Below are 22506 nucleotides of genomic sequence, written 5' to 3'. Positions count from 1 at the left end.
CCATGGAAGCAATACGCGAGCTGCTGCGCAGCAACGCACGGCAGTACGGCATGGTGATCGCCCTGGCGGTCATCGTGGTGCTGTTCCAGATCCTCACCGGCGGGCTGCTGCTGCGCCCGCTGAACATCACCAACGTCATCATGCAGAACTCCTACGTGCTGATCCTGGCGATCGGCATGATGCTGGTGATCGTCACGGGCAACATCGACCTGTCGGTGGGGTCGGTGGTGGCCTTCACCGGCGCGGTGGCGGCGGTGCTGCTCACCGACGTGGGGCTGCCCGTCTACGTGGTGATACCGCTGGCCCTGGCCATGGGCGGGCTCATCGGCGCCTGGCAGGGGTTCTGGATCGCCTACGTGCACATCCCGGCGTTCATCGTCACCCTGGCCGGCATGCTGATCTTCCGCGGCGCCACCCTGATCGTGCTGGGCGGCCGCTCGGTGGGACCGCTGCCGGACTCCCTGCGGATGTGGGCCAGCGGGTTCGTGCCCGACGTCGTGCCCGACGGCCCGCACCTGCTGACCCTGGCGCTGGGCGCGGCCGGCGCGGCGGCGCTGGTGTGGATCCAGTGGCGGGTGCGCGCCCGCAGCCTGCGCCACGGGCTGCCCGCGCCCGCGGCCGGGCTGACCGCCGCGCAGTCGGCGGCCACCGTGGTGGTGGTCATGCTGTTCGCCTACGCCCTGGCCGACTACAACGGGATCCCGGTGGTGGGCCTGCTGCTGCTTGTGCTGATCGTGGGCTACTCGTTCCTGATGAAGTCCACCACCATCGGGCGGCGGGTCTACGCGGTGGGCGGCAGCGAGAAGGCCGCCCGGCTGTCGGGGGTCAAGACCCAGCGCACCACGTTCTGGGTGTTCGTGAACATGGGCGTGCTCTCGGCGCTGGCCGGGCTGGTGTTCACCGGGCGGCTCAACGCCGCCACGCCCGGCGCCGGGGAGATGTTCGAGCTGGACGCCATCGCCGCGGCGTTCATCGGCGGCGCCTCGGCCTCGGGCGGGGTGGGCACGGTCATGGGCGCCATCGTGGGTGCGCTGGTCATGGGCGTGATGAACAACGGCATGTCCATCATCGGGCTGGGCGTGGACTGGCAGCAGGCGATCAAGGGCCTGGTGCTGTTGGCGGCCGTGGCCTTCGACATCTACAACAAGAGGAGGGTGGGCTTCGGGCGGGGCGGCGGGGTGCCGGCGTTCCTGCGCTCCTCGCGGAGCCGCCCCGACCGCCCCGACGGCCCCGGCGCCGCGGCGGCCGAGCAACCCGACGAACCGGCGGCCGCGTCCGGGGGCGGCCGGTGAGGCCGGGGCGGGCGGCTCCTGTGCAGGAGGAGCCGCCCGCCCCTTTTCCCCAGGCGAGTGACCTCCGTGGCCGAGCGCTCGGGCGGAGAACTAGGCTGAGGAACCGTGGCCGGAAGGATCAGAGACGAAGACGTCGCGCTCGTGCGCGAACGCTCTCCCATCGCCGACGTGGTGGGGGAGTACCTTCAGCTGCGCAGCGCCGGCGGCGGCTCCCTCAAGGGCCTGTGCCCCTTCCACGACGAGAAGTCGCCGTCCTTCAACGTCACCCCCGCCCGGGGCCTGTACTACTGCTTCGGCTGCGGCGAGGGCGGCGACGTCATCCGCTTCATCCAGGAGATCGAGCACCTCAGCTTCGTCGAGGCGGTGGAGTCCCTCGCCCAGCAGGCCGGCATCCAGCTCCGCTACGAACAGGGCGGCCGCTCCTCGGCGCGCCACGACCAGAGCCAGCGCCAGCGGCTCATCGAGGCCCACCGCGAGGCCCAGCGCTTCTACGCCGAGCAGCTGCTCACCCCCGCCGCCCAGGAGGGCCGCCGCTTCCTCCGCGAACGCGGGTTCGGCCGGGCCGACGCCGAGCACTTCGGCGTGGGCTACGCCCCCGGCGGCTGGGAGGCCCTGACCACCCACCTGCGCGGCAAGGGCTTCACCGACCACGAGCTGATCACCGCCGGGCTGGCCAGCCAGGGCCGCCGCGGCGCCTACGACCGCTTCCGCAACCGCCTGGTGTGGCCGGTGCGCGAGGTCACCGGCGACGTCGTGGGCTTCGGCGCCCGCAAGCTCGACCCCGCCACCGACGACGGCCCCAAGTACCTCAACACCCCCGAGACCCCGATCTTCAAAAAAGGCCACCTGCTCTACGGCCTCGACCTCGCCAAGCGCGACATCTCGCGCGAGCGCCGCGCCGTCATCGTCGAGGGCTACACCGATGTGATGGCCTGCCACCTGGCGGGCGTCACCACGGCGGTGGCCACCTGCGGCACCTCCTTCGGCGAGGAGCACCTCAAGATCCTGCGCCGCATGCTGCTGGGCCGCTCCAACCAGGGCGGCGAGGTCGTGTTCACCTTCGACGGCGACGCCGCCGGGCAGAAGGCCGCCGTGCGCGCCTTCGCCGAGGAGCACGGGTTCGCCTCCGAGACCTTCGTCGCGGTGCAGCCCGACGGCCTTGACCCCTGCGACCTCCGCCAGCGCGGCGGCAACGCCGCCGTGCGCGACCTCGTGGCCAACCGCAAGCCGCTGTATGAGTTCATGATCCGCACGGTCATCCAGCAGTACGACCTCGACACCGCCGAGGGCCGCATGGCCGGCCTCGACGCCGCCGCCGAGATCGTCGCCAGCATCCGCAACGAGGGGGTGCGCAAGCTCTACGGGGTCAACCTCGACCACTGGCTGGGCATCATGGACGAGGCGTTCGTGCAGCGCCGCGTGGCCCAGCACGTGGCCCGCCACCGCGCGGGCGGCCCCGCGCGCCGGCCCGCGCCCCCGGCGCCGCCCGGCGCGGCCGACTCCGCCCCCTACGACCTGCGCGACCCCTCGCTGCAGCGCGAGCGCCAGGCGCTGAAGATCGCGGTGCAGTACCCAGGGCTGGCAGCGGAGTTCGACGACCTCGACACCGAGTCGTTCACCGTGCCCCAGCACCGCGCGGTCCACGAGTTGATCACGGGCCTGGGCGGGGTGCGGGCGGCCACCGAGCCCCAGCAGTGGGCCACCCGGCTGCGCGACGCCGCGCCCAACGAACCCCAGCGGGCGTTTGTGACCCGGTTGGCGGTGGAGCCGATCGAGGTCTACGGAGAACTCGACGAACATTACGCCCGGGAAATTCTGGGCACGATCAAGATTCATTCCATCAATCGCCAGGTCGCAAACCTGAAATCCCGGCTCGGCAGGCTCGACCCCGCCGCCCAGCCCGACGATTACCAGCGCGTCTTCGCCGAACTCATGGCTGTTGAGCAGCAGAGACGGCTGATGCGCGAGCGCGCCGCAGGTGCCACGTAGCACCCTGGTGACAAAAATAGTTCTCACTATTCCGCGAGAGGATCAGGCACACTGTAAGGGTGGCTCTTTCGGTGCTGCCCGGTGAAATGCCACCGATCACACAGGTGGCGCGATTGGTCGCGGACACGGGCTCCGGCGAGATGGTGACCGTCGCCGACGTCGCCGCCGCCCTGGACCGCCTCGACGCCCCGCCCGAGTTCCTGGACCAGGTGGTGCGGGGCCTGGCCCAGCAGGGGGTCGAGGTCCTCGACCCCGCCGACGACGACCCCGTCCCGGCCGCCGACGTGGAGCGCCGGGCCTCACCCGCCGGCGACCTCGTGCGCATCTACCTGCGCGAGATCGGCCGCGTGCCCCTGCTCACGGCCGAGGAGGAGGTCGACCTCGCCAAGTCCATCGAGGTCGGGCTGTTCGCGGCCGAGAAGCTGCGGCGCTCCGCGTCCGGCGCGCCCGCGCCGCGCGGCGGCCCCAGCGCCGCCGACCTCGAACTCCTGGTGGCCGAGGGCGAGCGCGCCAAGCACCGGCTGATCGAGGCCAACCTGCGCCTGGTGGTCTCGATCGCCAAGCGCTACCTGGGCCGGGGCCTGCTGCTGCTCGACCTCGTGCAGGAGGGCAACCTCGGCCTCATCCGCGCCGTCGAGAAGTTCGACTACACCAAGGGCTTCAAGTTCTCCACGTATGCCACGTGGTGGATCCGCCAGGCCATCACCCGCGCCATCGCCGACCAGGCGCGCACCATCCGCATCCCGGTGCACATGGTCGAGACCATCAACCGGCTGATGCGGGTGCAGCGCCAGCTCCACCAGGAACTCGGCCGCGAGCCCACCCCTGCGGAGATCTCGCGCGAACTGGGGTTCGCCGGCGACCGCGTGCAGGAGATCCAGCGCATCGCCCAGGAGCCGGTGTCGCTGCAGGCGCCCATCGGCGACGAGGACTCCGACTTCGGCGACTTCATCGAGGACTCCGACGCCGTGGCGCCGGTCGAGGCGGCCGCGTTCACCATGCTCCAGGACCAGCTGGTGGCGCTGCTGGGCGCGCTCAGCGACCGCGAGAAGCGGATCATCCAGCTGCGGTTCGGGCTGCGCGACGGCCACCCCCACACGCTGGAGGAGGTCGGGCGGGAGTTCGGGGTCACCCGCGAGCGGATCCGGCAGATCGAGTCCAAGACCCTGGCCAAGCTGCGCCACCCCTCGCGCGCGCAGACCCTGCGCGACTACCTCGAATAGCGGGAGCGGGCGGCGCGGGCACCGGCCGGGAGCCGTGAGCCGGCGGTGCGCGGCGCATCCGGAGGACAACGCCCGCCGCGGGCGCGGAGTTCCGGCGGGGGCGGGGTCGGCCTGATGTGGTCGCGGCGGGCACCCGCGCGCCGCGCGCGGATTACGTTGGCCCGTGTGACTCCTTCGCGGCGGCACCACGCGCGGCCCCCTCGGCCTCCGGGCCGATGGCGTCGGCTGCTGCTGGGCTGCGCGGCCGGGGCGGGGGCGCTCGCACTGGTGGCGGGTGTCGTCGCGGTCGTCGACGCGGTGAGGGAGCCGTCCGTGCAGCGCATCGCCTACTTCGCCGACTGGAACACCGCCAACCGGGGCTACCGGATCAAGGACGTCGCCGACAGCGGCGCGGCCGACCGCCTGACCCGGCTGATGTGGGCCTTCGGCGAGATCTCGCCCGAGGGCCGCTGCCACATCCCCGTGGCCGGCAGCCGGGCGTGGGAGGTCTACCAGCGCCGCTACTCCGCCGAGGACAGCGTCGACGGGCGGGCCGACACCTACGAGCAGCCGCTGGCCGGCGGCCTCAACCAGCTGCGCAAGCTGCGGGAGAGCCACCCGTCGCTGGGCGCCAGCATCTCGCTGGGCGGCTGGAACACCTCCACCCACTTCTCCACGGCGGCGCGCACCGAGGAGTCGCGGCGGGAGTTCGTGCGCTCGTGCGTCGACCTGTGGCTGCGGGGCGACCTCCCGGTGGCCGACGGCGAGCCGCAGGGCGGTGCGGGGGCGGCGGCCGGGGTGTTCGACGGCGTGGACCTGGACTGGGAGTGGCCCGGCGGCGACGGGCACCCGGACAACACCGAGCACCCCGCCGACCGGCGCAACTTCACCCTGCTGGTGGCGGAGTTCCGGCGGCAGTTGGACGCGCTCGCGGAGGAGACGGGGCGCGAGTACACGCTGTCGGTGTCCCTGGCGGGCGACGAGGAGCGGATGCGGGAGAGCTACGAGCCCGAGGCGTTCGGGCCGGTGGACTTCGCGACGGTGCAGGGCTACGACCTCACCGGGCCGTGGAGCCAGACCACCGGGCACCACTCCCAGCTCTACACCCCCCGGGGCGCGCCCGAGGAGGAGAGCGTCGACAGCGTGGTGCGCGCCTACCTCGACCACGGCCTGCCGGCCGAGAAGCTGGTGGTGGGGTTCCCCGGGTTCGGGCGGGGGTGGCAGGGGGTCGAGACGGGCGCGGACGCGTCGTTCGGCCGGTTCGCCCCGGCGCCGGAGCCGGCGGAGGGCGACTACGGCGAGGGCGCGGCCTCCTACGCCGACCTGGAGCGGCGCTCGGGGCGGCGCTTCCACGACGAGTCCAGCGGCAGCCAGTGGCTGGTGAGCGGGGACGAGTGGTGGTCCTACGACACCCCGGAGGTCGTCGCCCAGAAGGCGGAGTACGTGCGGCAGCACGACCTGGGCGGGCTGATGCTCTGGAACCTCGACATGGACCCGGATGGCGAGCTGGTCCGCGCGATGGACGACCACCTGGGGTGGTGAGGTCGCCAGAGGCCGCCGGGACTTCTCGGGGAAGCGGGTGGGGCCGGGCGGGCGTGCGGACGTCCGGGGCGGTGGCCCAATGGGCGGGGGTGCGGTGAGCGGCGGCGCGGCGGGCGGCGGCGCTCTGTGCTGTTCCGCACGCGGCCGGCGGACCGGGCGCGCTTTTCGGCGGCGTCTGGGCGGGTAGTGCAGCAGGCCGGCGCCGGTCGCCCCCAGCGGCTCGGCGCCGGACAGCGACGCCAACGGTTCGAGGAGCGCTTTCCCACCCATGACAGAGCGACCGGCACAGGCAGCCACCAACGCAGCGGCCGCAGCGGCGGCGACAGAGACAGCGGCAGGAGCGGAGGCGCCGGGCGGCCCGCCGCCGTCGCCGGATCCGTCCGCGAAGCCGACACGCATCGAGCGCGCCCCGCGCCGCACCCGCCTCGGGGCGGCGCTGTGGATCCTCGGCGCCGTGCAGCTGCTCACCGCGCACCTGGCGGTGCAGGCGGCGTGGCCCGAGCCCTACAGCTGGGCCCGCAACAACGTCAGCGACCTGGGCGCCGTCTCCTGCGGGATGGGCGGCGACGCGCCCCAGGTCCGCTACGTCTGCTCGCCGCTGCACGACCTCATGAACGTGTCGTTCGCGCTGGAGGGGGTGCTGCTGACGGCGGGCGCGGCCCTGCTCACGTCGCTGTGGCCGCGCCGGGGGCGCGTCACCGCCTGGCTGGGGGGTGCGCTGCTGCTGGTGCAGGGCCTCGGCTGGATCGTCATCGGGCTGGCGCCGTCAGACACCCGGTCCGCCGTTCACGGGGTGGGCGCGCTGCTGCTGGCGGTCGGCAACGGCGGACTGATCGCGCTCGCGGCCGGAGCCTCGGGCGGCCCGCTGCGCGCCCTGCGGCTGTCGGCCCTGGTGGCGGGCGCCGTGGGACTGACGGCGAGCCTGCTGTACTCCGTGGAGGCCGATCTCGGCCTGGGCCTGGGCGGAATGGAACGCCTGTGGGTGTTCGCGGTGCTGGTATGGACCACCTACGCCGGCGCCCGCCTGCTCCTCGCCCCCACGGCCCCGCCGCCGCCCGCACAACCCCAGCAGGAGCCGTCGACCCCCTGAGCCACAGCCGGACCATCCGGAGCCGCTCAAGGCGGTGGGTGGTGGGGCGGGGCGGTGAGCGGTCCGGCCGCCATGGAGCGGCGGCTCCGTCGGGGGCGCCGAAGGCAGCGGGGGGTTGGGGTAGGCGCCGATCAGTGACCGGTGTCGGCGGCGGGGGTGGGGGCGGGACGAGTGGCGCACCGCCTGCGTGAACGGGTCGCCGCCGGTAAAGGGACCAGCGCGGCCTAGAAGCGAGAATCGGCAGATCGTCGGCGGTCGAGCGCCCGTTTGCTGCTTATGTCCCCTTTGGGGCGGGCCATGAAGGGTGGTTTTTTAAGGGAATGCCCGTTTTCCAGGGTGACGATCTTCGGTTCTCGGTCGCCCGGACGGCCGAGGATGCGAGATCGTCGCTCCCACGGCGGTTGTGTACTCATATGGTGAGACCAAAGAGGGGGTAAGCGGTTTCCGCTTCACGCCTGTGGCTTGGCCGCAGATGAGCGCGGGATCGTCGTCGTGGCGACGGTGAACCGGTTGGCTCCGGGTCCCGCGCTCAACCGCTGCGGCCGGATCACCGCATCCCGGCTGCGCCGGAATGCGGGATGAGGGCGAGGTCCTCTCCTGGCCTGCGGAATTACCCCGGGAGGGCTCACCCCTGGCGGCGGATTTCCCGTACGCCCGTCGCCGGGCGCCAGGTGCGGACCACCAGTTCGTCGCCCTCCACGGTCGTCAGCACGGCGTCGGTGAGCAGGACCCGGAACACGTGCACACCCTCCCCGACCTCTTCCTCCGGACCGAGGAGGCGGGACAGTTCCGCCTTGTCGCGCACCTCCAAGGCCAGCCCCGAGATCTTCACGTCGCCCGGCTGCATCGAGGTGTCGCCGGGCATGGCGTGCAGGGCGAAGCGCGGATCCCGCTGCAGGTCGCGCGCCTTGCGGGCGCCTGGCATGGAGCCGAACAGCATTTCGTCGCCGCGGAAGTCGACCTCGGTGCCGCTGACCCGCGGCGCTCCGTCCTTGCGGATCGTCGCGAGCACGTGGTGCCGGTGGGCGCGGAACGCCGCGCCCACCACGCCCGAGAAGTCCGGGTCCGCCCCGACGAACTCGCCCCAGGTGGCCGCGCTGTCGGGCCCCGGGCGGAGGTCGTCGGTGGTACCGGTGGCGCGGGCGGTGGGGCCGGTCGGGGACGCCGCCTGGGCGGGCACGCCGGTGGACGCGTTGGGGTCGGAAGTGGTCGCCATGCCACCAGTCTGCGGCCGGTACCTGCCATCTGCTGTCAGGTGGAAAACGGCGGCGCGCCCCGGCCGGTGACGCCTCCGCCTTCCACCTCCGCCCCGGCCTCCGCCCTCCGCCTCGGCCTCCGCCCGGCCGTTGCCGTACCACCGCCCCGCGAGGCTCCCATCGGCCATGCCCGCGCCCAAGGACGCGTGCCTTACCGCCACCCCCGGCGCCGCCGTCATGCCGCCGCGGCTGCGTCCCCGCCCCCGCCCCCATCCCCGTTCCGTCGCGAATCGTCGGCACGCATGTGTTGTCACTCACGGCACGGAGCGCCACGCTGGGGACATGCCCGAAATGATCTCCCCAGCGACTCCGCACGACGACATCGACCTCGACGGCTTCGAGCGCGCGCTGCGCCGCGACGTATCGGGGACGGTGGCCTTCGACGCGGGTACGCGGGCCCTCTACACCGCCGACGCCTCCAACTACCGGCACGTCCCCCTGGGGGTCGTCCGGCCGCGGACCGTGGACGACGTCGTCGCCGCCGTCGCGGCCTGCTCGGCCTACGGCGTGCCGCTGACCACGCGCGGCGGCGGCACGAGCATCGCCGGCAACTCCATCGGCCCCGGCCTGGTCGTGGACACCTCCCGCTACCTGACGGCGATCGAGGAGGTCGACCCGCGCACCCGCACCGCCCGCGTCCAGCCCGGCGTCGTCCTGGACCACCTCCGCGCGGCCGCGGCGCCCCACGGGCTGACGTTCGGCCCCGACCCCTCCACCCACAGCAGGTGCACGCTGGGCGGGATGATCGGCAACAACTCCTGCGGCTCCCACTCGGTGGCGTGGGGCACCACGGCCGACAACGTGGAGTCGCTGGACGTGCTGCTGCACGACGGCACGCGCATGACGGTCGGCGCGACCGGCCGCGACGACCTGCTCCGGCTGGCGGCGCAGCCCACGCGCGAGGGCCAGGTCTACGCGGCCCTGCGCGATCTGGTCGACACCTACATGGGCGACCTGCGGACCGGGATGCCCCGCCTCCGGCGCCGCGTCTCCGGCTACTCCCTGGACCGCCTGCTGCCGGAGAACGGCGGCCACCTCGCCCGCGCGCTCACCGGCACCGAGGGCACGTGCGTGACCGTGCTGGGCGCCACGGTCAAACTGGTGGAGGCGCCGGCGGCCCGGATCCTCGTGGTGCTGGGCTACCCCGACGCCCCGGCCGCCGCCGACGCCGTGCCCGAACTGCTGGGGCACGAGCCGCTCACCGTCGAGGGCCTCAACGAGCACCTGCTGGCCAGCGTGCGGCGCCCGGGCGCGCGCACCCCGCTGCCCGAGGGCGGCGCCTGGCTGATGGTGGAGGTCGGCGGCGCCTCCGCCGACGAGGCCGCCGAAAAGGGCCGGGCCATGCTGCGCGGCCTCACCGGCGCGGCCCGCCCGGTGGACTCCGCGGTGGTCACCGACCCCGCCCACATGCGGGCGCTGTGGCGCATCCGCGAGGAGGGGTCGGGCCTGGCCACCCGGGCGCCCGACGGCACCGAGGCGTGGCCGGGCTGGGAGGACGCGGCCGTGCCCCCGGAGAACCTGGGCTCCTACCTGCGGGCCTACGACCGGCTCATGGCCGACCACGGGTATCGGGGCGTCGTCTACGGGCACTTCGGCGAGGGCTGCCTGCACGTGCGCGTCGACTTCGACCTGGCGGGCGAGCAGGGGAGGCGCCGCTTCCGCGCGTTCATGGAGGAGGCCGCCGACCTGGTCGCCGCGCACGGCGGGTCGGTGTCGGGGGAGCACGGCGACGGCCAGGCGCGCTCGGAGCTGCTGCCCCGGATGTACGGCGAGCGGCTGATGCGCGCGTTCGGCGAGTTCAAGGCGATCTGGGACCCGCGCAACCTGATGAACCCGGGCAACATCGTCGACCCCCGCCCCCTGGACGCCGACCTGCGCGTGGCCACGGTGACGCGGGGGCCACTGACCGTCCTGGCCTACCCCGACGACCAGGGCGACTTCGCGCGGGCGATGCGCCGGTGCGTGGGCGTGGGCAAGTGCCGCCGCCACGAGGGGCCGGGGGTGATGTGCCCGAGCTACATGGTCACCAAGGAGGAGCGCCACTCCACGCGCGGGCGCGCCCGCATGCTGTTCGAGATGGTCAACGGCGAGGTCATCACCGACGGGTGGGACTCGGAGGAGGTGCGCGACAGCCTCGACCTGTGCCTGTCCTGCAAGGGGTGCCGCAGCGACTGCCCGGTCAACGTCGACATGGCGGCCTACAAGGCGGAGTTCCTGCACCACCACTACCGGCGGCGGGTGCGCCCGGCCTCGCACTACTCGATGGGGTGGCTGCCGCTGTGGGCGCGGCTGGCGGCGCTGGCCCCGGCCGAGGTCAACCGGGCTGGCGCGGCGCGCGGGCTGGGCGACCTCGTCAAGCGGATCGGGGGGATCGCGCCGCAGCGCTCCATCCCGGAGTTCGCCAAGACCACCTTCACCCGCTGGTTCCGCCGCCGGGAGCGGGGGAAGGCGGCGGGCGGCGCGGCGGCGCGGACGCCGGCCGGGCGCGCGCGGGGGCGCGGAGCGGGCGCCGAGCGGGGCTCGGTGGTCCTGTGGCCCGACACCTTCGGCAACTACCTCAACCCGCGCGTCCCGGCGGCGGCGGTGCGGGTGCTGGAGGACGCCGGGTTCCGCGTCGTCCTGCCGCGGGGCCAGGTGTGTTGCGGACTGACGTGGGTGTCGACCGGGCAGCTCGACGTCGCCAAGGCGGTCATGCGCCGCTCGCTGCGCGCGCTGGCCCCGCACGTGGCGGCGGGGACGCCGGTGGTGGGCCTGGAGCCCAGCTGCACGGCGGCACTGCGCTCGGACCTGGTGGAACTGCTGCCGGGCGCGCCGAGTGAGCGCGTGGCGAAGTCGGTGTACACACTGGCGGAGTTCCTCAACGCGTTCGCCCCTGACTGGGAGCCGCCGCGCCTGGACGCCGGCGCCATCAGCCAGGTGCACTGCCACCAGCACGCCGTGATCGGCTTCGACGCCGACCGCGCGCTGATGGAGCGCGCCGGGATCGACACCGAGGTGCTGGACTCGGGCTGCTGCGGCCTGGCCGGGAACTTCGGGTTCGAGGCCGACCACTACGAGGTCTCCAAGGCGGTGGGGGAGCGGGTGCTGCTCCCGGCCGTCCGCGAGGCGGCGCCGGAGACGATGATCCTGGCCGACGGGTTCAGCTGCCGCACGCAGATCGACCAGGAGACCGACCGCCCGGCCGTCCACCTGGCCGAGGCCCTGGCGGAGGGGATCGCCCGGCGCGACCGCGAGGGCCGGAAGGGCCGGAAGGGCCGGAAGGGGGGCCGAGGGGAGGGCTGAAGGAGAGGTCGGCAGCGCGGCGTGGCGCGGTGAGGGAGGGCGCACGGGAACGGTGCGTTCGGCGTACGCGGTGAGGGCGCCGCCGGGGCGCCCTCCCGCGCGCCGCTGCAGTCCGTGGCCGCGCGTTCCGGAGGCGGCCGCCCGACCGCCCGACCGTGCGACCGCGGCGCGGCGGCGGAGGGCTACACGCCCATCTGATCCCGCAGCGCCGCCAGCGCGGGGGCGACCCGGGCCGCGACGCGCGGGTCCTGGGGGTCCACGCCCTCGTCCATGTGCACCTGCCAGGTGACGTCCGAGCCGCCCGGCGGCCGCCGCGCCACCAGCCGGAAGCCGCGCCCGGCGGTGGCCGGCGCGGAGCCGGCGCCGGGGTCGGGGTCGGCACCCGTGCCGGTGTCGTCGGCGGCGGCGCCCAGCGGCACGTGGCGGCTGACGAGGATGGTCGCGGTCACCCGCTCGTAGACGACCTCCGCGAGCCGTCCGGGGTCGGCGACCGCGAACCGGTGCTCGCCCCGGCCCTCCTCGACGAACGCGAACGCGTCCTCGGTCCACCGGGCGCGGTCGACGTGCTCCCAGGGCACGGCGCGGCCGTCGGGCAGGTGCAGCGCGCGGTCGGTGGCCACCAGGGTGCCCTCGGCCGCGCCGGTGTGGGCGAGCACGCGTTCGCCGCGTGCCAGCCGCACCCGGGCGCGGACCTCGGCGGGCAGCGCGGCGCGGCCGGGGAGGCGCATGGGTGTCAGCGGCCCTTCCCGGGGACGTCGGGCCCGGCGCCGTTGAGCTTGCTGTCGCTCGACCCGCTGGTGGGCATGCCCTCGACCACGGTGGGGTCGAGTTCGTCGGCCTCGTCCTCGGTGGGCCGGGCCAGGAAGTCCTTCAGCGACGTGACCGGCAGCCGTTCGCTGATGCGGTGGTAGGCGGCCTTTCCGGCCCCCGCGACCTGGGCGCCCACCACTCCGGCGGTCTCCTGCACCGCGGGACTGTCGACCACACTGCGCGCGAGGCGCACGATCTGCTCGTAACGGGCCTTGCCGGCCTTGGCCCCGAGGACGTACCCCACGGCGAGTCCGGCGACGAACGTGATCCGGTAACGCATAGCTGCCTCTCCGGTCGACGGTGCTGCCGTCAGCGACGTTACCCCGTGCCAGCGGAAAAACCTGTCACGAGCACGTCCGGGCATGCGCTAGTCTATTTCCTGTCGCCACGGGGGCAACGGACCCCCGATCCCCGAGGCGCCGAGCAACCATCCCGCGTAGCTCAATTGGCAGAGCAGCCGGCTGTTAACCGGCAGGTTACTGGTTCGAGTCCAGTCGCGGGAGCACAAGCGGAAGTCCGCCTTATCGGCGGACTTCTTTTGTTTTTCGCAGGTTTCTCAGCGGTTTACCCCGGTCCGCATGTGCGCGCCCATGTGCGGGTTCCCGGCTTCCCGGTATTCCGTCGGCGATTGTGCGGTCATCGCACATATGGAGGACCTGAGTTGGGAGCGCATCGGGGAGCGCGTGCGTGCGAGCAGAGCCGCCGCGGGGCTGTCCCAGCAGGCTCTGGCGGACGCCGTGGGCCTGGAGCGCAGCATGGTCTCCAAGCTGGAGAGCGGTGACCGCCGCATCGACGCGGTGGAGCTGACCCGCATCGCGCGTGCCGTGGGGGTGCCGGTGTCGCACTTCCCCAATCCGCTTCCCGAGGTGGTCTCCCGTCGGGCGGCCATCGCCGGCAGCGAGGAGGTCGGCGACAGCGGGGCCGCGCGCAGCGCCTACGCGACCGAGGTCCGCCTGTCGGAGTGGCTGCGGGCGGTGTCCGCTCCGGGCGACGAGGTGCGCCGGCTCCGCGCCCGCACGCCCACCGACGCGGAGTTCCGGGACGCGGTCGGATGGAAGCCGCAGCCGGACCTGTCGTCGGTGCTGGTCCCGCCCCGCTACTCCTCCGCCGTGGTGGCGGCACTGGGGGCACGTGCGATCACCCCTGCCCGAGCGGTGGAGACGCTGCGAGGCCAGGTCTCCGCCGAACAGCTCACCGGGGAAGCGGCGGAGTGACCCTCCCACCGGAACGACTCCGGCGGCCCCGCCCCTTCGGGGCGGGGCTTTGGCGGTGACCGGCGCGGGTCAGCAGCACGTCCGGGTGGTGTGGGCGGCCGGGGCGGCGGTCGTGGGGGATTCCTCGTCGGTGGCGATCCGGCCGCGGATCATGGACTCCATGACCTCCATGAAGCGGCGGGTCCGGGTGCCGCCGATGATGAACGGGTTCTCCGACGCGTCGGCGCGGAGCTGCTCCATGCGGGCCACGCCGTAGTCCGCGCCGGGGTGGTTGTTCAGTTCGGCGACCACGCCCGCCGCGCGCATCCGCGCGGCGAAGGAGCGCACCGACGACAGGTAGATCCGCTTGTCCGCGGTCGCGGACGGCGGGTTGGTGCCGCCCCACAGCATCGTGGTGTGGCGGGTGCCCCTCCACAGCGCCGGGAAGACCGGGGAGACCGTTCCCGGCGTGTGCCCGGGGGTGTGGTGGAGGGTGATCGTGGTGTCTCCCACCGTCAGCCGCTGGCCGTCGTGGATCTCCAGGTCGCGGACCGGGGCGTTGGGCGGGGCGTCGGCGGCGATGAAGTCCCAGTCGGCCGGGGACATCATGACCCGCGCGCCGTACCGGTCGGCCAGGTACTGGGCGCCGCCGAAGTGGTCGTAGTGGGCCTGGGTGACGACCACGTGCGTGATCCTCTCCGGGTCCACGCCCACCGCGCGCAGGCCCGGCAGGAGGACCTGCTCGGCCTCCTCCGGCGAGCTGAGCGCGTCGAGGAGCACGACCCCCGCCGACGTGGTGATAGCCGCGGCCGAGACCATCTTGGTGTTGACCATCGCGACGTTGTCGAACACCCGGATCGGCGCGGGCGCCTGCCCCGGCGGGAACACGGCGTCGGGCGACAGCGCCTTGATGAGGGCCAGCGAGACCGGGTCGTCGCCGGCCAGGCGGGCCGCGCGGTCGTAGTGGCGCTGGGCGTCGCCGGACGCGGTGGCCTGCGTGGTGGTCGCGGCGGCGCGGCCGCCGGTCGCGGCCCCCACGGCGCCCACCGCCACGGGCAGCAGGGCGGCGGCGACCAGCAGCGAGCGGCGGGAGGTCGCGGCGGAAGGATCGGAGGCGGAGGCGCGGGAGTGGGAGCGGAAGGGGCGGCCGGAGGGGTCGGCGGACATGGGCGTTACCTGCTTTCAGGTGCGCGGACAGGACGGGAAAGGCCCGATGGCGCCCTCGGGTGAACGTCGACGCCGCTCAGCACACCAGAGCGGTTCATGCCTGTCCAATACGGAAGTGGCCGCTAACCGCCGGGTCGGGTATCAGCGCTGGTCGGTCGGCCCGACCGTCGGCGCTCCGCCGGTGCGGGATGGCATGCTGGCGCCATGACGAGGCTGAGCGCGGGGCTGCTGCTCCACCGGGGCGGGGGCGAGGACGGGCTGGAGGTCCTGCTCGCCCACATGGGCGGGCCCTTCTGGGCGAAGAAGGACGAGCGGGCGTGGTCGGTGCCCAAGGGGGAGTACGCCGAGGGCGAGGCACCCCTGACGGCGGCCTACCGGGAGTTCGCCGAGGAGATGGGCCGGCCCGCGCCCGAGGGCGAGGTGGTCGACCTCGGGCACGTGCGGCAGTCGGGCAAGGTCGTCACCTGCTTCGCCCTGGCGGCCGACTTCGACGCCGCCGACATCTCCAGCAACACCTTCACCCTGGAGTGGCCGCCCCGCTCGGGGCGGACGGCGGAGTTCCCCGAGGTCGACCGGGCGGAGTGGTTCGGGCTGGAGGCGGCGCGGGTGAAGCTGGTGAAGGGGCAGGTGCCGTTCCTCGACCGGCTGGTGGAGGCGGTGCGCGGCTGAGCCGGGAGAGGGGCCGCGAACAGGGGGAGGAGCCGGAGGCGGGGTGGGGAGCGGGTGCACGAGCAGGGGCGGTGAGAGGCCGGGACCCGGATCGGCATCCGGGAGAGGGGGTCGGGGGCCGGCCGCATTCGGGGATGGTTCCGGGGGGCGGTACCGGCCGCGGGGTGACCGGGACTCCGCCTCCCCCGTGCCTACAGGGGCTTGACGGCGACTCCGCCGATGATGAGCCGCATGTTACGGGCCGGCATGAGGTAGGAGCCGGGAACCTTGGCGCTGGGCGGCAGCGGGCGCCAGTTGTTGAGCGGGACCAGCCCGGGCTCCACCAGCGGCCAGTCGCCGAAGTAGGCGCGGATCACCTCGGTTCCGCGCCAGCGGCCCGCCTTCAGCTTGGCCATGAACGCCACCTCCAGGCGGCGGGCGTGGTCGGCGTCCTCGGGGAACTCCGCGTCGTCGGGGCGGCAGAAGTGGCTGATGACAAGACACGAGCCCGGACACAGCGCCGCGCACAGGCGCCGGGTGAGCCCGCCGGGGTCCTGGTGGTCCTCGATGTGGTGCAGGATCCCGCCGAGCATGAGGGCGACCGGCTTGCCGAGGTCGATCAGGCCGGTGCGCTCGGCCTCCTTGAGGATCTTCTCGGGCTCGGTGAGGTCCTCGGCGAGGACGGTGGTGGTGGCGTTGTCGGTGAGCAGCGCCCGCGCGTGGGCCTGCACGATCGGGTCCTTGTCGATGTAGACCACGCGGGCGTCGCGGATGGACTCGTGGGCGATCTCGTGGACGTTGCCGTCGGTGGGCAGGCCCGAGCCGATGTCCAGGAACTGGCGCATGCCGCGCTCGGCCGCCAGGTAGCGTGTGGCGCGCTGGACGAAGGCGCGGTTGCCCAGGGCGAGTTCGGTGACGCCGGGAACGACGTCCTCGGCGTAGTTGGCCATCTCGCGGTCGACCGGGAAGTGGTCCTTGCCGCCCAGGTAGTAGGAGTACACCCGCGCGATGCTCGGCTTGGTGGTGTCGATGGTGGGCTGGCGGGGGCTGTACTGCCGACTGGCGTTCTTCATGAACGCGCCGGCACGCTGAGCGTAGGGGTCGGAAGCAGGCATGGCGTCGCTGTCCTCTTCGGGGGGTTGAAGCAGGCAGGTCGTCGATAACCTCGGAGTCTATGCCTGTCGCCTCGCGAGGGTTACGGATTCGCCCCGCTCCGTGATCGTTTTGGCGCGCACCCCCACGTCAGCGCCCGGGGCCGAAGATGTCCGCATCCGGCCGCCCGGTGCTGGTGGGGAACGGGGGGCGCGCTGACCGGCGCTCGGATTCGGTCCGCGGCCGTCCTGGCCGGCAGATGGCGCGACCCGTGAGCTGCGGCAACAACGGCCGCGCGCGCCTTGGTTGTCTCGCCATATGAGATGGATGAGCTGCGGAGGCGACGATCCCGCATCCACGGCCGCCCGTCCGGTCGAAACCCGCAGATCGTCGTTCTTGAAAACGGGCGTTTGCCTCAGAATGGCCTTGCGAGTCGGACTGGCGTCTCACATGGTGGACAACGAGGCGTTGTGGGTGCTGTTGGTCGGCCCATGTGCAACCCCGAAGCGGACATAAGGGGCAAACGGCTGCCGGTTAGGCAGACGATCTGCGGATTCTCGCCAGTCGGCAGCGCGCGGCGCGCGGATCGGCTAACACGCGGCCACCCAGCCCGCAGCAGTGGTGCCCGGCCCGAGTGTCGCAACGGCGGCCCTCGCCGCCGACACCGATTTCCGCCTGCCCGCACCCCCTGCTGCCTTCGGTGCTCCCTTCGGGGGCCGTAGCCGGACGAAGGCCGAGCCGGTGATCGCCCGGCGCAGGCTCGCGCTGCCTTTGGCGCCCTCGTTGCGGCCTTGGGCTGAGGGCAGGGTGCGGTGGCCGCTCTGCCCCGCCATGCGCTGTCCTCGGTGCCTCGTCGCAACCGCGACCATCCGCTACGGTCCCGGTCTCCGCTTGCCCCGGGCTCCCGCTGCCTTTGGCGCCCCGTCGCGGCCTCAGCCCGACGAGGGGCGACGCTGGTCGCCCCGCGCGGCTTCCGCCGCCCTGGGGCCCTGCTCGGGCCCGGTGCGCCGACACGGGGGCGCGGCGGCCACGGTTGCGGCACTCCGGCGCGGGGCCGTGTCGGCGCACGGCGGGCTAGCCGATCGACCGGCCCGCGTAGTCGGGAGCGGGCTCGACCAGTGCGGACAGGCGATCGGCGACCTCGGGCGGGAACGGCACGGCCGAACCCGCGGCCTGGTCGACGTGGAGGGCCATCAGCTCCTCGGTGGCGCGCAGGTCGCCCTCCAGGAGCATCTCGTGGCAGAACCGGACCTTCTTCGCGCCCACCGAGAGGACGCGGGTGCGGACCTCGACCTCGGTGCCGGCGCCGACCTCCCGCAGGTAGCGGACGTGCGCCTCGACCGTGTAGAGCGACCGGCCGGTGGCCTCGCGGTAGGCGGGGCCCAGCCCCACCCGCTCCATCAGCGCGTCGGTGGCGAAGCCGAACACCAGGACGTAGTACGCCTCGCTGAGGTGGCCGTTGTAGTCGATCCACTCGGGGCGGACGGGCTGGCGGAACAGCACGGCCCCGGCCCCGGTCCCCGGTTCCGCCGTCACGCCCGCGCCTCCTGCGCCTCTCGCGCCTCCTCGGCCTCCACCTCCGCCAGGGCGCGCATGACCGCGATCAGCCGGCGGTCGCGCTGGGCGATCAGTTCGGCGTTGCTGCGCCCGGCCGCCACCTCGTCGGTCTCGCGGACCATCGCGTCGCGCAGCGCGGGCGTCAGCTCCGGCGACTCCAGGCGGGTCCACGGCGACTTCAGCGACGGGCCGAAGTGGTCGAGCATGTGCGCCATCCCGCCCTCGCCCCCGGCCAGGTGGAAGGTTAGGCACGGGCCGAAGAACGCCCACCGCAGCCCCGGCCCCGCCGTCATGGCCAGATCGATCTGCTCCACCGTGGCCTCGCCGTTGGCCACCATGTGCAGCGCCTCCCGCCAGGCGGCCTCCTGGATGCGGTTGCCGATGAACCCCGGCAGCTCCCGGTCCATGGTGATGACCGACTTTCCCGCCGCACGGTAGAACTCCGACGCCCACTCCACCGCCCACGCGTCCGTGGCCGTGCCGCCGACCACCTCCACCAGCGGTACCAGGTAGGGCGGGTTGAACGGATGGCCCACCACGAGCCGCCCCGGCCGCGCCGCCCGCACCTGCATCTCGGTCATGGAGTAGCCCGAGGTCGAGGACCCGATGACGACGTGCTCGGGCGCCGCCGCGTCGATCTCGGCGAGCAGCTCCACCTTCAGCTCCAGCCGCTCCGGCGCGCTCTCCTGCACGAAGTCCGCTCCGGCCACCGCCTCGGCCAGCGTGGGCGCCACGGTCAGGTTGGCCACCGAGGCGCCCTCGGCCAGGCCCAGGCGCGTCAGCGCCGGCCAGGCGGAGTCCACCAGGTCGCGCAGCCGGCGCTCGGCGTCAGGCGCCGGGTCCCAGGCGGTGACCCGGTAGCCGCGCGCCAGGAAGTGCGCCACCCAGCCGCCGCCGATCACGCCCGCCCCCACGCAGGCGACGGTGCGCACGGCCTCCGGCGAAACGGCGCCGGCCGGGCGGGCGGACGCGGTGGCGGGCGCGCCGCCGGGTCCGGGACGGGCGGGCTGCTGGTCGGGTGTTGTCACGGTGGTCCCCCTCCGGGTGTCGGCGGCGTGCGGTTGCGCGGCGCGGGTCAGCGGGCGCTGCGCAGCTTGAGCTTGGCGCGGGTCTCCTCGGGCGTGGCCACGCGGGCGCCGAGGGACTCGATGATCCCGACCGCCTTCTCCACGAGCTGGGCGTTGGTGGCCTTCACCCCGCGGCTCAGGTACAGGTTGTCCTCCAGGCCGACCCGGGCGTGCCCGCCGAGCAGGATCGACTGCGCCACCCACGGCATCTGCATGCGCCCGATCGCGAAGCTCGCCCACTGCGCGCCCTCGGGCAGCAGCCGCACCATCGACTGCAGCACGCCGGGGTCGGCCGGGGCGCCGTAGGGGATTCCGGTGCACAGCTGGAACAGCGCCGGGTCGTCGATCAGCCCCTCGGCGTACATCTGCTTGGCGAACCACAGCTGCCCGGTGTCGAAGATCTCCAGCTCCGGGCGCACCCCCAGCTCCTGGATGCGCTTTGCGCCCGCGCGCAGCATGTCGGGGGTGGAGACGTAGACCAGGCTGCCGTCGCCGAAGTTGAGGCTGCCGCAGTCCAGCGTGCAGATGTCGGGCAGCAGCTCCTCAACGTGCGGCAGCCGGTCCAGGCCGTTGACCAGGTCGGTGCCCTCGCCGAACGCCAGCGGGTCGTCCTGGCCGATGACCAGGTCCCCGCCCATGCCCGCCGTCAGGTTGATGACGATGTCCACCCCGGTCTCCTTGATGCGCTCCACCACCTCGCGGTAGAGGGCGTTGTCGCGGGAGGGCGCGCCGGTCTCGGGGTCGCGGACGTGGATGTGCACCGCGCTGGCGCCGGCCTCGGCGGCGGCCACCGCCGACTCCGCGATCTGCTTGGGGGTCACCGGCACGTGCTCGCTCTTGCGGACGGTGTCGCCCGCGCCGGTCAGCGCCGCGGTCAGGATGACGTCGGTGTTCATGGTCTCGTTCACGGCTGGGTGCCTCCTTCGATGGCGGTGGCGACGAACTCGCGCAGGGTCTCGCGCATGGCCTCGACCGTGCGGCCGGGCCGCCCGGTCATGACCTGGATGCCCAGGCCGTCGATGAGCGCGGTCAGCCGCATCGTCATGGCCTCGACGTCGAACTCGCGGAACTGGCCCGCCTCGATCCCCTCGCGCAGGGTGCGCGCGATGGTGTCGTGCCAGCGCTGGTAGTGGGCCGCGTGCAGGTCGCGCAGCTGCGGGTTGAGGGCGGACTCCGTCCAGACCTGGAGCCAGATCGACCACTCCCGGCGCAGCAGCCCGGGGTAGGGCAGCTGCAGCTCGATCAGCCGGTACAGCCGCGTCCGCGCGCAGGGCACCGTGTGCAGCACCGCCACCTGGCGGTCGAACGCCTGCTTGGCGGCCGAGCGCAGGGCCTCGTCGAGCAGGTCGCGCAGGGCGGGGAAGTGGTAGTGGATGGTGGCGCTGGAGGTGCCGCAGGCGCGCGCGATGTCGACCGTGCGCACGCTGTGGTAGCCGTGCACCGCGATGAGGCGGTGGGCGGCCTCGATGATCTGGCGGCGGCGCTCGGCCCCTGCGGCCCGTTCGGTACCCCGCTCGGCGGCCGGCACGGGGGAGCGGTCCCTGGGCGGGACGGCCACGACGGTGGCCGCGTCGTCGCTGCCGTGCAGCAGCCAGTTGACGGTGACCCCGGCGACCTCGGCGATACGGATCAGCTCATCGGCCGCCAGGCGCCGCGTGCCCTTCAGCGACTTCGACAGTTTGGAGGGCTCCAGGCCGAGGAGGTCGGCGAACTCCCGCTGGGAGCGCCCCGAGCGCACGATCAGCTCGCGGACCCGCTGCCGCAGGCCCGCAAGGGGGTCGGGGGCGGCGCCCGCCCCGCTCGTCGCGCTCACGGTTGGCGACCGTACCAGGGCGCTGGCGAAAATCGCAACGACGCATGCGCTCTGACACGGCTTATCGCAACGAGCCTGACTCGATGATCAGTCGTCGGCGGTACCTCGCAACGCGGTGGCCTGTCGCGACGCGCCGCCCCGCCGCCCGCCGCGCCCGCCTGCGCCCCGGACAGCGCGCACAGCAGACGGCGCGGTCGCGCGGGCCCCGGTCCCCCTGCCCGCGCGGCCGCGCCGCCCCGCCCCGCCTGGCCCGCCTCAGACCGCGGGCAGACCCGTGTAGTTCTCCGCGAGCGCCGCGGCCGCCGGCTCGCAGGCGGCGATGTGCTCCAGGTGGGAGATCTGCAGCCGGCGGTCGAACTCCGAGCCCTCCGGGTCCAGGTGCAGCAGCGTGGTCATCCAGTAGGAGAAGTGCTCGGCCCGCCACACCCGCCGCAGCGCGGTCGCCGAGTAGGCGTCCAGCCCGGCGGCGTCGCCCTTGGCGAACCACGCGCGCAGCCCTTCGGCCAGCAGCAGCACGTCGCGCATCGCCAGGTTGAGCCCCTTGGCGCCGGTGGGCGGCACGATGTGCGCGGCGTCGCCGGCCAGGAACAGCCGCCCGTGGCGCATCGGCTCGGTCACGAAGCTGCGCATCGGCGTGATGCCCTTGTCGGTGATGGGCCCCTGGCCCAGCGTCCACCCGCCGTCGCGTAGCGCGAACCGGGCGGCCAGCTCCGACCAGATGCGGTCGTCGGACCACTCCGCGGGGTCGGTGCCGGCCGGGACCTGGAGGTAGAGCCGGCTGACCGTCTCCGAGCGCATGCTGTGCAGCGCGAACCCGCGGTCGCTGTGGGCGTAGATCAGTTCGTCGCAGGAGGGCGCGACATCGGCGAGGATCCCCAGCCAGGCGAAGGGGTAGACCTTCTCGAAGGTCCGCACCACGGCGGCGGGCAGGCTGGCCCGGCCGATGCCGTGGAAGCCGTCGCAGGCCACCACGTAGTCGCACTCCAGTACCTCCTCGGCGCCGCCGTGGGTGAACCGGATCCGGGGCCGCTCGGTCTCCGCGCCCTCGATCGCCGTGGCCTCGGCCTCGAACAGGACCTGCCCGCCGTCGGCCAGGCGGCGCGCGATGAGGTCCTTGACGATCTCGGTCTGCGCCCAGATCAGCACATTGCGTCCGCCGGTCAGCGCGGGGAAGTCGACGCGGTGGCCGCGCCCGTCGAAGCGCAGCTCGATGCCCTCGTGCACGAACCCCTCGCGGTCCATTCGCTCGCCCAGCCCGGTGGCGCGCAGCGCCTCGGCCACGCCGTGCTCGACGACGCCGGCGCGCTGGCGGCGCTCGCAGTAGGCGCGGTCGCGCCGCTCCAGGACGACCGACTCGATCCCGTGCAGGTGCAGCAGGTGCGAGAGGAACAGGCCGGCGGGGCCGGCTCCGACAATGCCGACGGGGGTACGCATAACCGGGTCCGCGGCGCCGGGCGCCGCTTGCCTCCCTTGCAGAGGTGAAGTGGGTGGGGGTCGACGCCGGGG

At 73.6% G+C, this 22506-nt stretch carries 18 protein-coding genes and 1 tRNA gene; 9 read left to right on the top strand and 10 right to left on the bottom strand.

Annotation, left to right across the window (positions count from 1 at the left end):
* Positions 1-2: 2 nt before the first annotated feature.
* The 5 genes from mmsB to HNR12_RS08115 all read left to right on the top strand — a co-directional run bounded on the left by mmsB (position 3) and on the right by HNR12_RS08115 (position 7115).
* On the top strand, positions 3-1292 hold the full coding sequence (mmsB, locus tag HNR12_RS08135) for a multiple monosaccharide ABC transporter permease (protein ID WP_246425032.1): 1290 nt from the start codon (positions 3-5) through the stop codon (positions 1290-1292).
* 105 nt (positions 1293-1397) lie between these two features.
* A complete protein-coding gene (gene dnaG / locus HNR12_RS08130) occupies positions 1398-3281 on the top strand; it encodes a DNA primase (protein WP_179766907.1) in 1884 nt (627 codons plus the stop codon).
* 86 nt (positions 3282-3367) lie between these two features.
* Positions 3368-4504 (top strand): RNA polymerase sigma factor RpoD, encoded by a 1137-nt coding sequence (gene rpoD, locus HNR12_RS08125; protein ID WP_246425031.1) that lies wholly within the window; start codon positions 3368-3370, stop codon positions 4502-4504.
* 165 nt (positions 4505-4669) lie between these two features.
* A complete protein-coding gene (locus HNR12_RS08120) occupies positions 4670-6025 on the top strand; it encodes a glycoside hydrolase family 18 protein (protein WP_338119743.1) in 1356 nt (451 codons plus the stop codon).
* Positions 6026-6479: 454 nt separating this feature from the next.
* Positions 6480-7115, top strand: a complete 636-nt coding sequence (locus tag HNR12_RS08115; RefSeq protein WP_179766905.1) for a DUF998 domain-containing protein — start codon at positions 6480-6482, stop codon at positions 7113-7115.
* 625 nt (positions 7116-7740) lie between these two features.
* Here HNR12_RS08115 and HNR12_RS08110 read toward each other — a convergent pair.
* Positions 7741-8331 (bottom strand): pyridoxamine 5'-phosphate oxidase family protein, encoded by a 591-nt coding sequence (locus tag HNR12_RS08110; RefSeq protein ID WP_179766904.1) that lies wholly within the window; start codon positions 8329-8331, stop codon positions 7741-7743.
* A 331-nt stretch (positions 8332-8662) separates the two neighbouring features.
* Here HNR12_RS08110 and HNR12_RS08105 point away from each other — a divergent pair, with 331 nt between their 5' ends.
* A complete protein-coding gene (locus HNR12_RS08105) occupies positions 8663-11653 on the top strand; it encodes an FAD-binding and (Fe-S)-binding domain-containing protein (RefSeq protein WP_246425378.1) in 2991 nt (996 codons plus the stop codon).
* Between the two features lie 182 nt (positions 11654-11835).
* Here the strand turns inward: HNR12_RS08105 and HNR12_RS08100 are convergent, their stop codons facing one another.
* A complete protein-coding gene (locus HNR12_RS08100) occupies positions 11836-12381 on the bottom strand; it encodes a hypothetical protein (RefSeq protein WP_179766902.1) in 546 nt (181 codons plus the stop codon).
* Positions 12382-12386: 5 nt separating this feature from the next.
* A complete protein-coding gene (locus HNR12_RS08095; protein ID WP_179766901.1) occupies positions 12387-12743 on the bottom strand; it encodes a hypothetical protein in 357 nt (118 codons plus the stop codon).
* 150 nt (positions 12744-12893) lie between these two features.
* Between HNR12_RS08095 and HNR12_RS08090 the strand changes: the two genes are divergently transcribed.
* Positions 12894-12966, top strand: a tRNA-Asn gene (locus HNR12_RS08090).
* Positions 12967-13110: 144 nt separating this feature from the next.
* Positions 13111-13677: a helix-turn-helix domain-containing protein gene (locus HNR12_RS08085; RefSeq protein WP_246425030.1), complete on the top strand. Its 567-nt coding sequence runs from the start codon at positions 13111-13113 to the stop codon at positions 13675-13677.
* 69 nt (positions 13678-13746) lie between these two features.
* On the opposite strand, the gene HNR12_RS08080 is transcribed toward HNR12_RS08085, so the two are convergent.
* Entirely contained in the window at positions 13747-14823 is a 1077-nt protein-coding gene (locus HNR12_RS08080; protein WP_179766900.1) for an MBL fold metallo-hydrolase, read from the bottom strand.
* 204 nt (positions 14824-15027) lie between these two features.
* On the opposite strand from HNR12_RS08080, the gene HNR12_RS08075 reads away from it, so the two are divergent.
* The gene (locus tag HNR12_RS08075; RefSeq protein WP_179766899.1) at positions 15028-15492 is read left to right on the top strand and encodes an NUDIX domain-containing protein; all 465 of its coding nucleotides are present in this window, start codon (positions 15028-15030) and stop codon (positions 15490-15492) included.
* A gap of 191 nt (positions 15493-15683) precedes the next feature.
* Here the strand turns inward: HNR12_RS08075 and HNR12_RS08070 are convergent, their stop codons facing one another.
* From HNR12_RS08070 to HNR12_RS08045, 6 genes are all read right to left on the bottom strand, one after another.
* A complete protein-coding gene (locus HNR12_RS08070; RefSeq protein WP_179766898.1) occupies positions 15684-16586 on the bottom strand; it encodes an SAM-dependent methyltransferase in 903 nt (300 codons plus the stop codon).
* Positions 16587-17637: 1051 nt separating this feature from the next.
* Positions 17638-18099: a thioesterase family protein gene (locus HNR12_RS08065; protein ID WP_308251229.1), complete on the bottom strand. Its 462-nt coding sequence runs from the start codon at positions 18097-18099 to the stop codon at positions 17638-17640.
* Entirely contained in the window at positions 18096-19052 is a 957-nt protein-coding gene (locus HNR12_RS08060; protein ID WP_217781587.1) for a 3-hydroxyacyl-CoA dehydrogenase NAD-binding domain-containing protein, read from the bottom strand. Before HNR12_RS08060 ends, HNR12_RS08065 begins: the two co-directional genes overlap by 4 nt.
* Positions 19053-19195: 143 nt before the next feature.
* Positions 19196-20095 (bottom strand): BKACE family enzyme, encoded by a 900-nt coding sequence (locus HNR12_RS08055; RefSeq protein WP_179766896.1) that lies wholly within the window; start codon positions 20093-20095, stop codon positions 19196-19198.
* Positions 20092-21000 carry a TetR family transcriptional regulator C-terminal domain-containing protein gene (locus HNR12_RS08050; protein WP_179766895.1) on the bottom strand — a complete coding sequence of 303 codons (909 nt, stop codon included), beginning with the start codon at positions 20998-21000 and terminating at the stop codon, positions 20092-20094. Before HNR12_RS08050 ends, HNR12_RS08055 begins: the two co-directional genes overlap by 4 nt.
* Positions 21001-21255: 255 nt before the next feature.
* Complete coding sequence (locus tag HNR12_RS08045) at positions 21256-22434, bottom strand: 4-hydroxybenzoate 3-monooxygenase (protein ID WP_179766894.1); 1179 nt, start codon at positions 22432-22434, stop codon at positions 21256-21258.
* Between the last annotated feature and the right edge of the window lie 72 nt (positions 22435-22506).

Source organism: Streptomonospora nanhaiensis, assembly GCF_013410565.1.
GTDB lineage: Bacteria > Actinomycetota > Actinomycetes > Streptosporangiales > Streptosporangiaceae > Streptomonospora > Streptomonospora nanhaiensis.
The sequence above is the reverse complement of the archived record's forward strand: the minus strand, read 5'-3'. Positions and strand labels throughout refer to the sequence as shown.

What these genes read in the sequence shown, in the direction of transcription:
- HNR12_RS08095 (WP_179766901.1), bottom strand. Translation starts at nt 12,743, where the DNA reads ATGCGTTACCGGATCACGTTCGTCGCCGGACTCGCCGTGGGGTACGTC.
- HNR12_RS08110 (WP_179766904.1), bottom strand. Translation starts at nt 8,331, where the DNA reads ATGGCGACCACTTCCGACCCCAACGCGTCCACCGGCGTGCCCGCCCAG.
- HNR12_RS08070 (WP_179766898.1), bottom strand. Translation starts at nt 16,586, where the DNA reads ATGCCTGCTTCCGACCCCTACGCTCAGCGTGCCGGCGCGTTCATGAAG.
- HNR12_RS08085 (WP_246425030.1), top strand. Translation starts at nt 13,111, where the DNA reads ATGGAGGACCTGAGTTGGGAGCGCATCGGGGAGCGCGTGCGTGCGAGC.
- HNR12_RS08045 (WP_179766894.1), bottom strand. Translation starts at nt 22,434, where the DNA reads ATGCGTACCCCCGTCGGCATTGTCGGAGCCGGCCCCGCCGGCCTGTTC.
- mmsB (WP_246425032.1), top strand. Translation starts at nt 3, where the DNA reads ATGGAAGCAATACGCGAGCTGCTGCGCAGCAACGCACGGCAGTACGGC.
- HNR12_RS08100 (WP_179766902.1), bottom strand. Translation starts at nt 12,381, where the DNA reads ATGCGCCTCCCCGGCCGCGCCGCGCTGCCCGCCGAGGTCCGCGCCCGG.
- HNR12_RS08080 (WP_179766900.1), bottom strand. Translation starts at nt 14,823, where the DNA reads ATGTCCGCCGACCCCTCCGGCCGCCCCTTCCGCTCCCACTCCCGCGCC.
- HNR12_RS08105 (WP_246425378.1), top strand. Translation starts at nt 8,663, where the DNA reads ATGATCTCCCCAGCGACTCCGCACGACGACATCGACCTCGACGGCTTC.
- HNR12_RS08075 (WP_179766899.1), top strand. Translation starts at nt 15,028, where the DNA reads ATGACGAGGCTGAGCGCGGGGCTGCTGCTCCACCGGGGCGGGGGCGAG.
- rpoD (WP_246425031.1), top strand. Translation starts at nt 3,368, where the DNA reads ATGCCACCGATCACACAGGTGGCGCGATTGGTCGCGGACACGGGCTCC.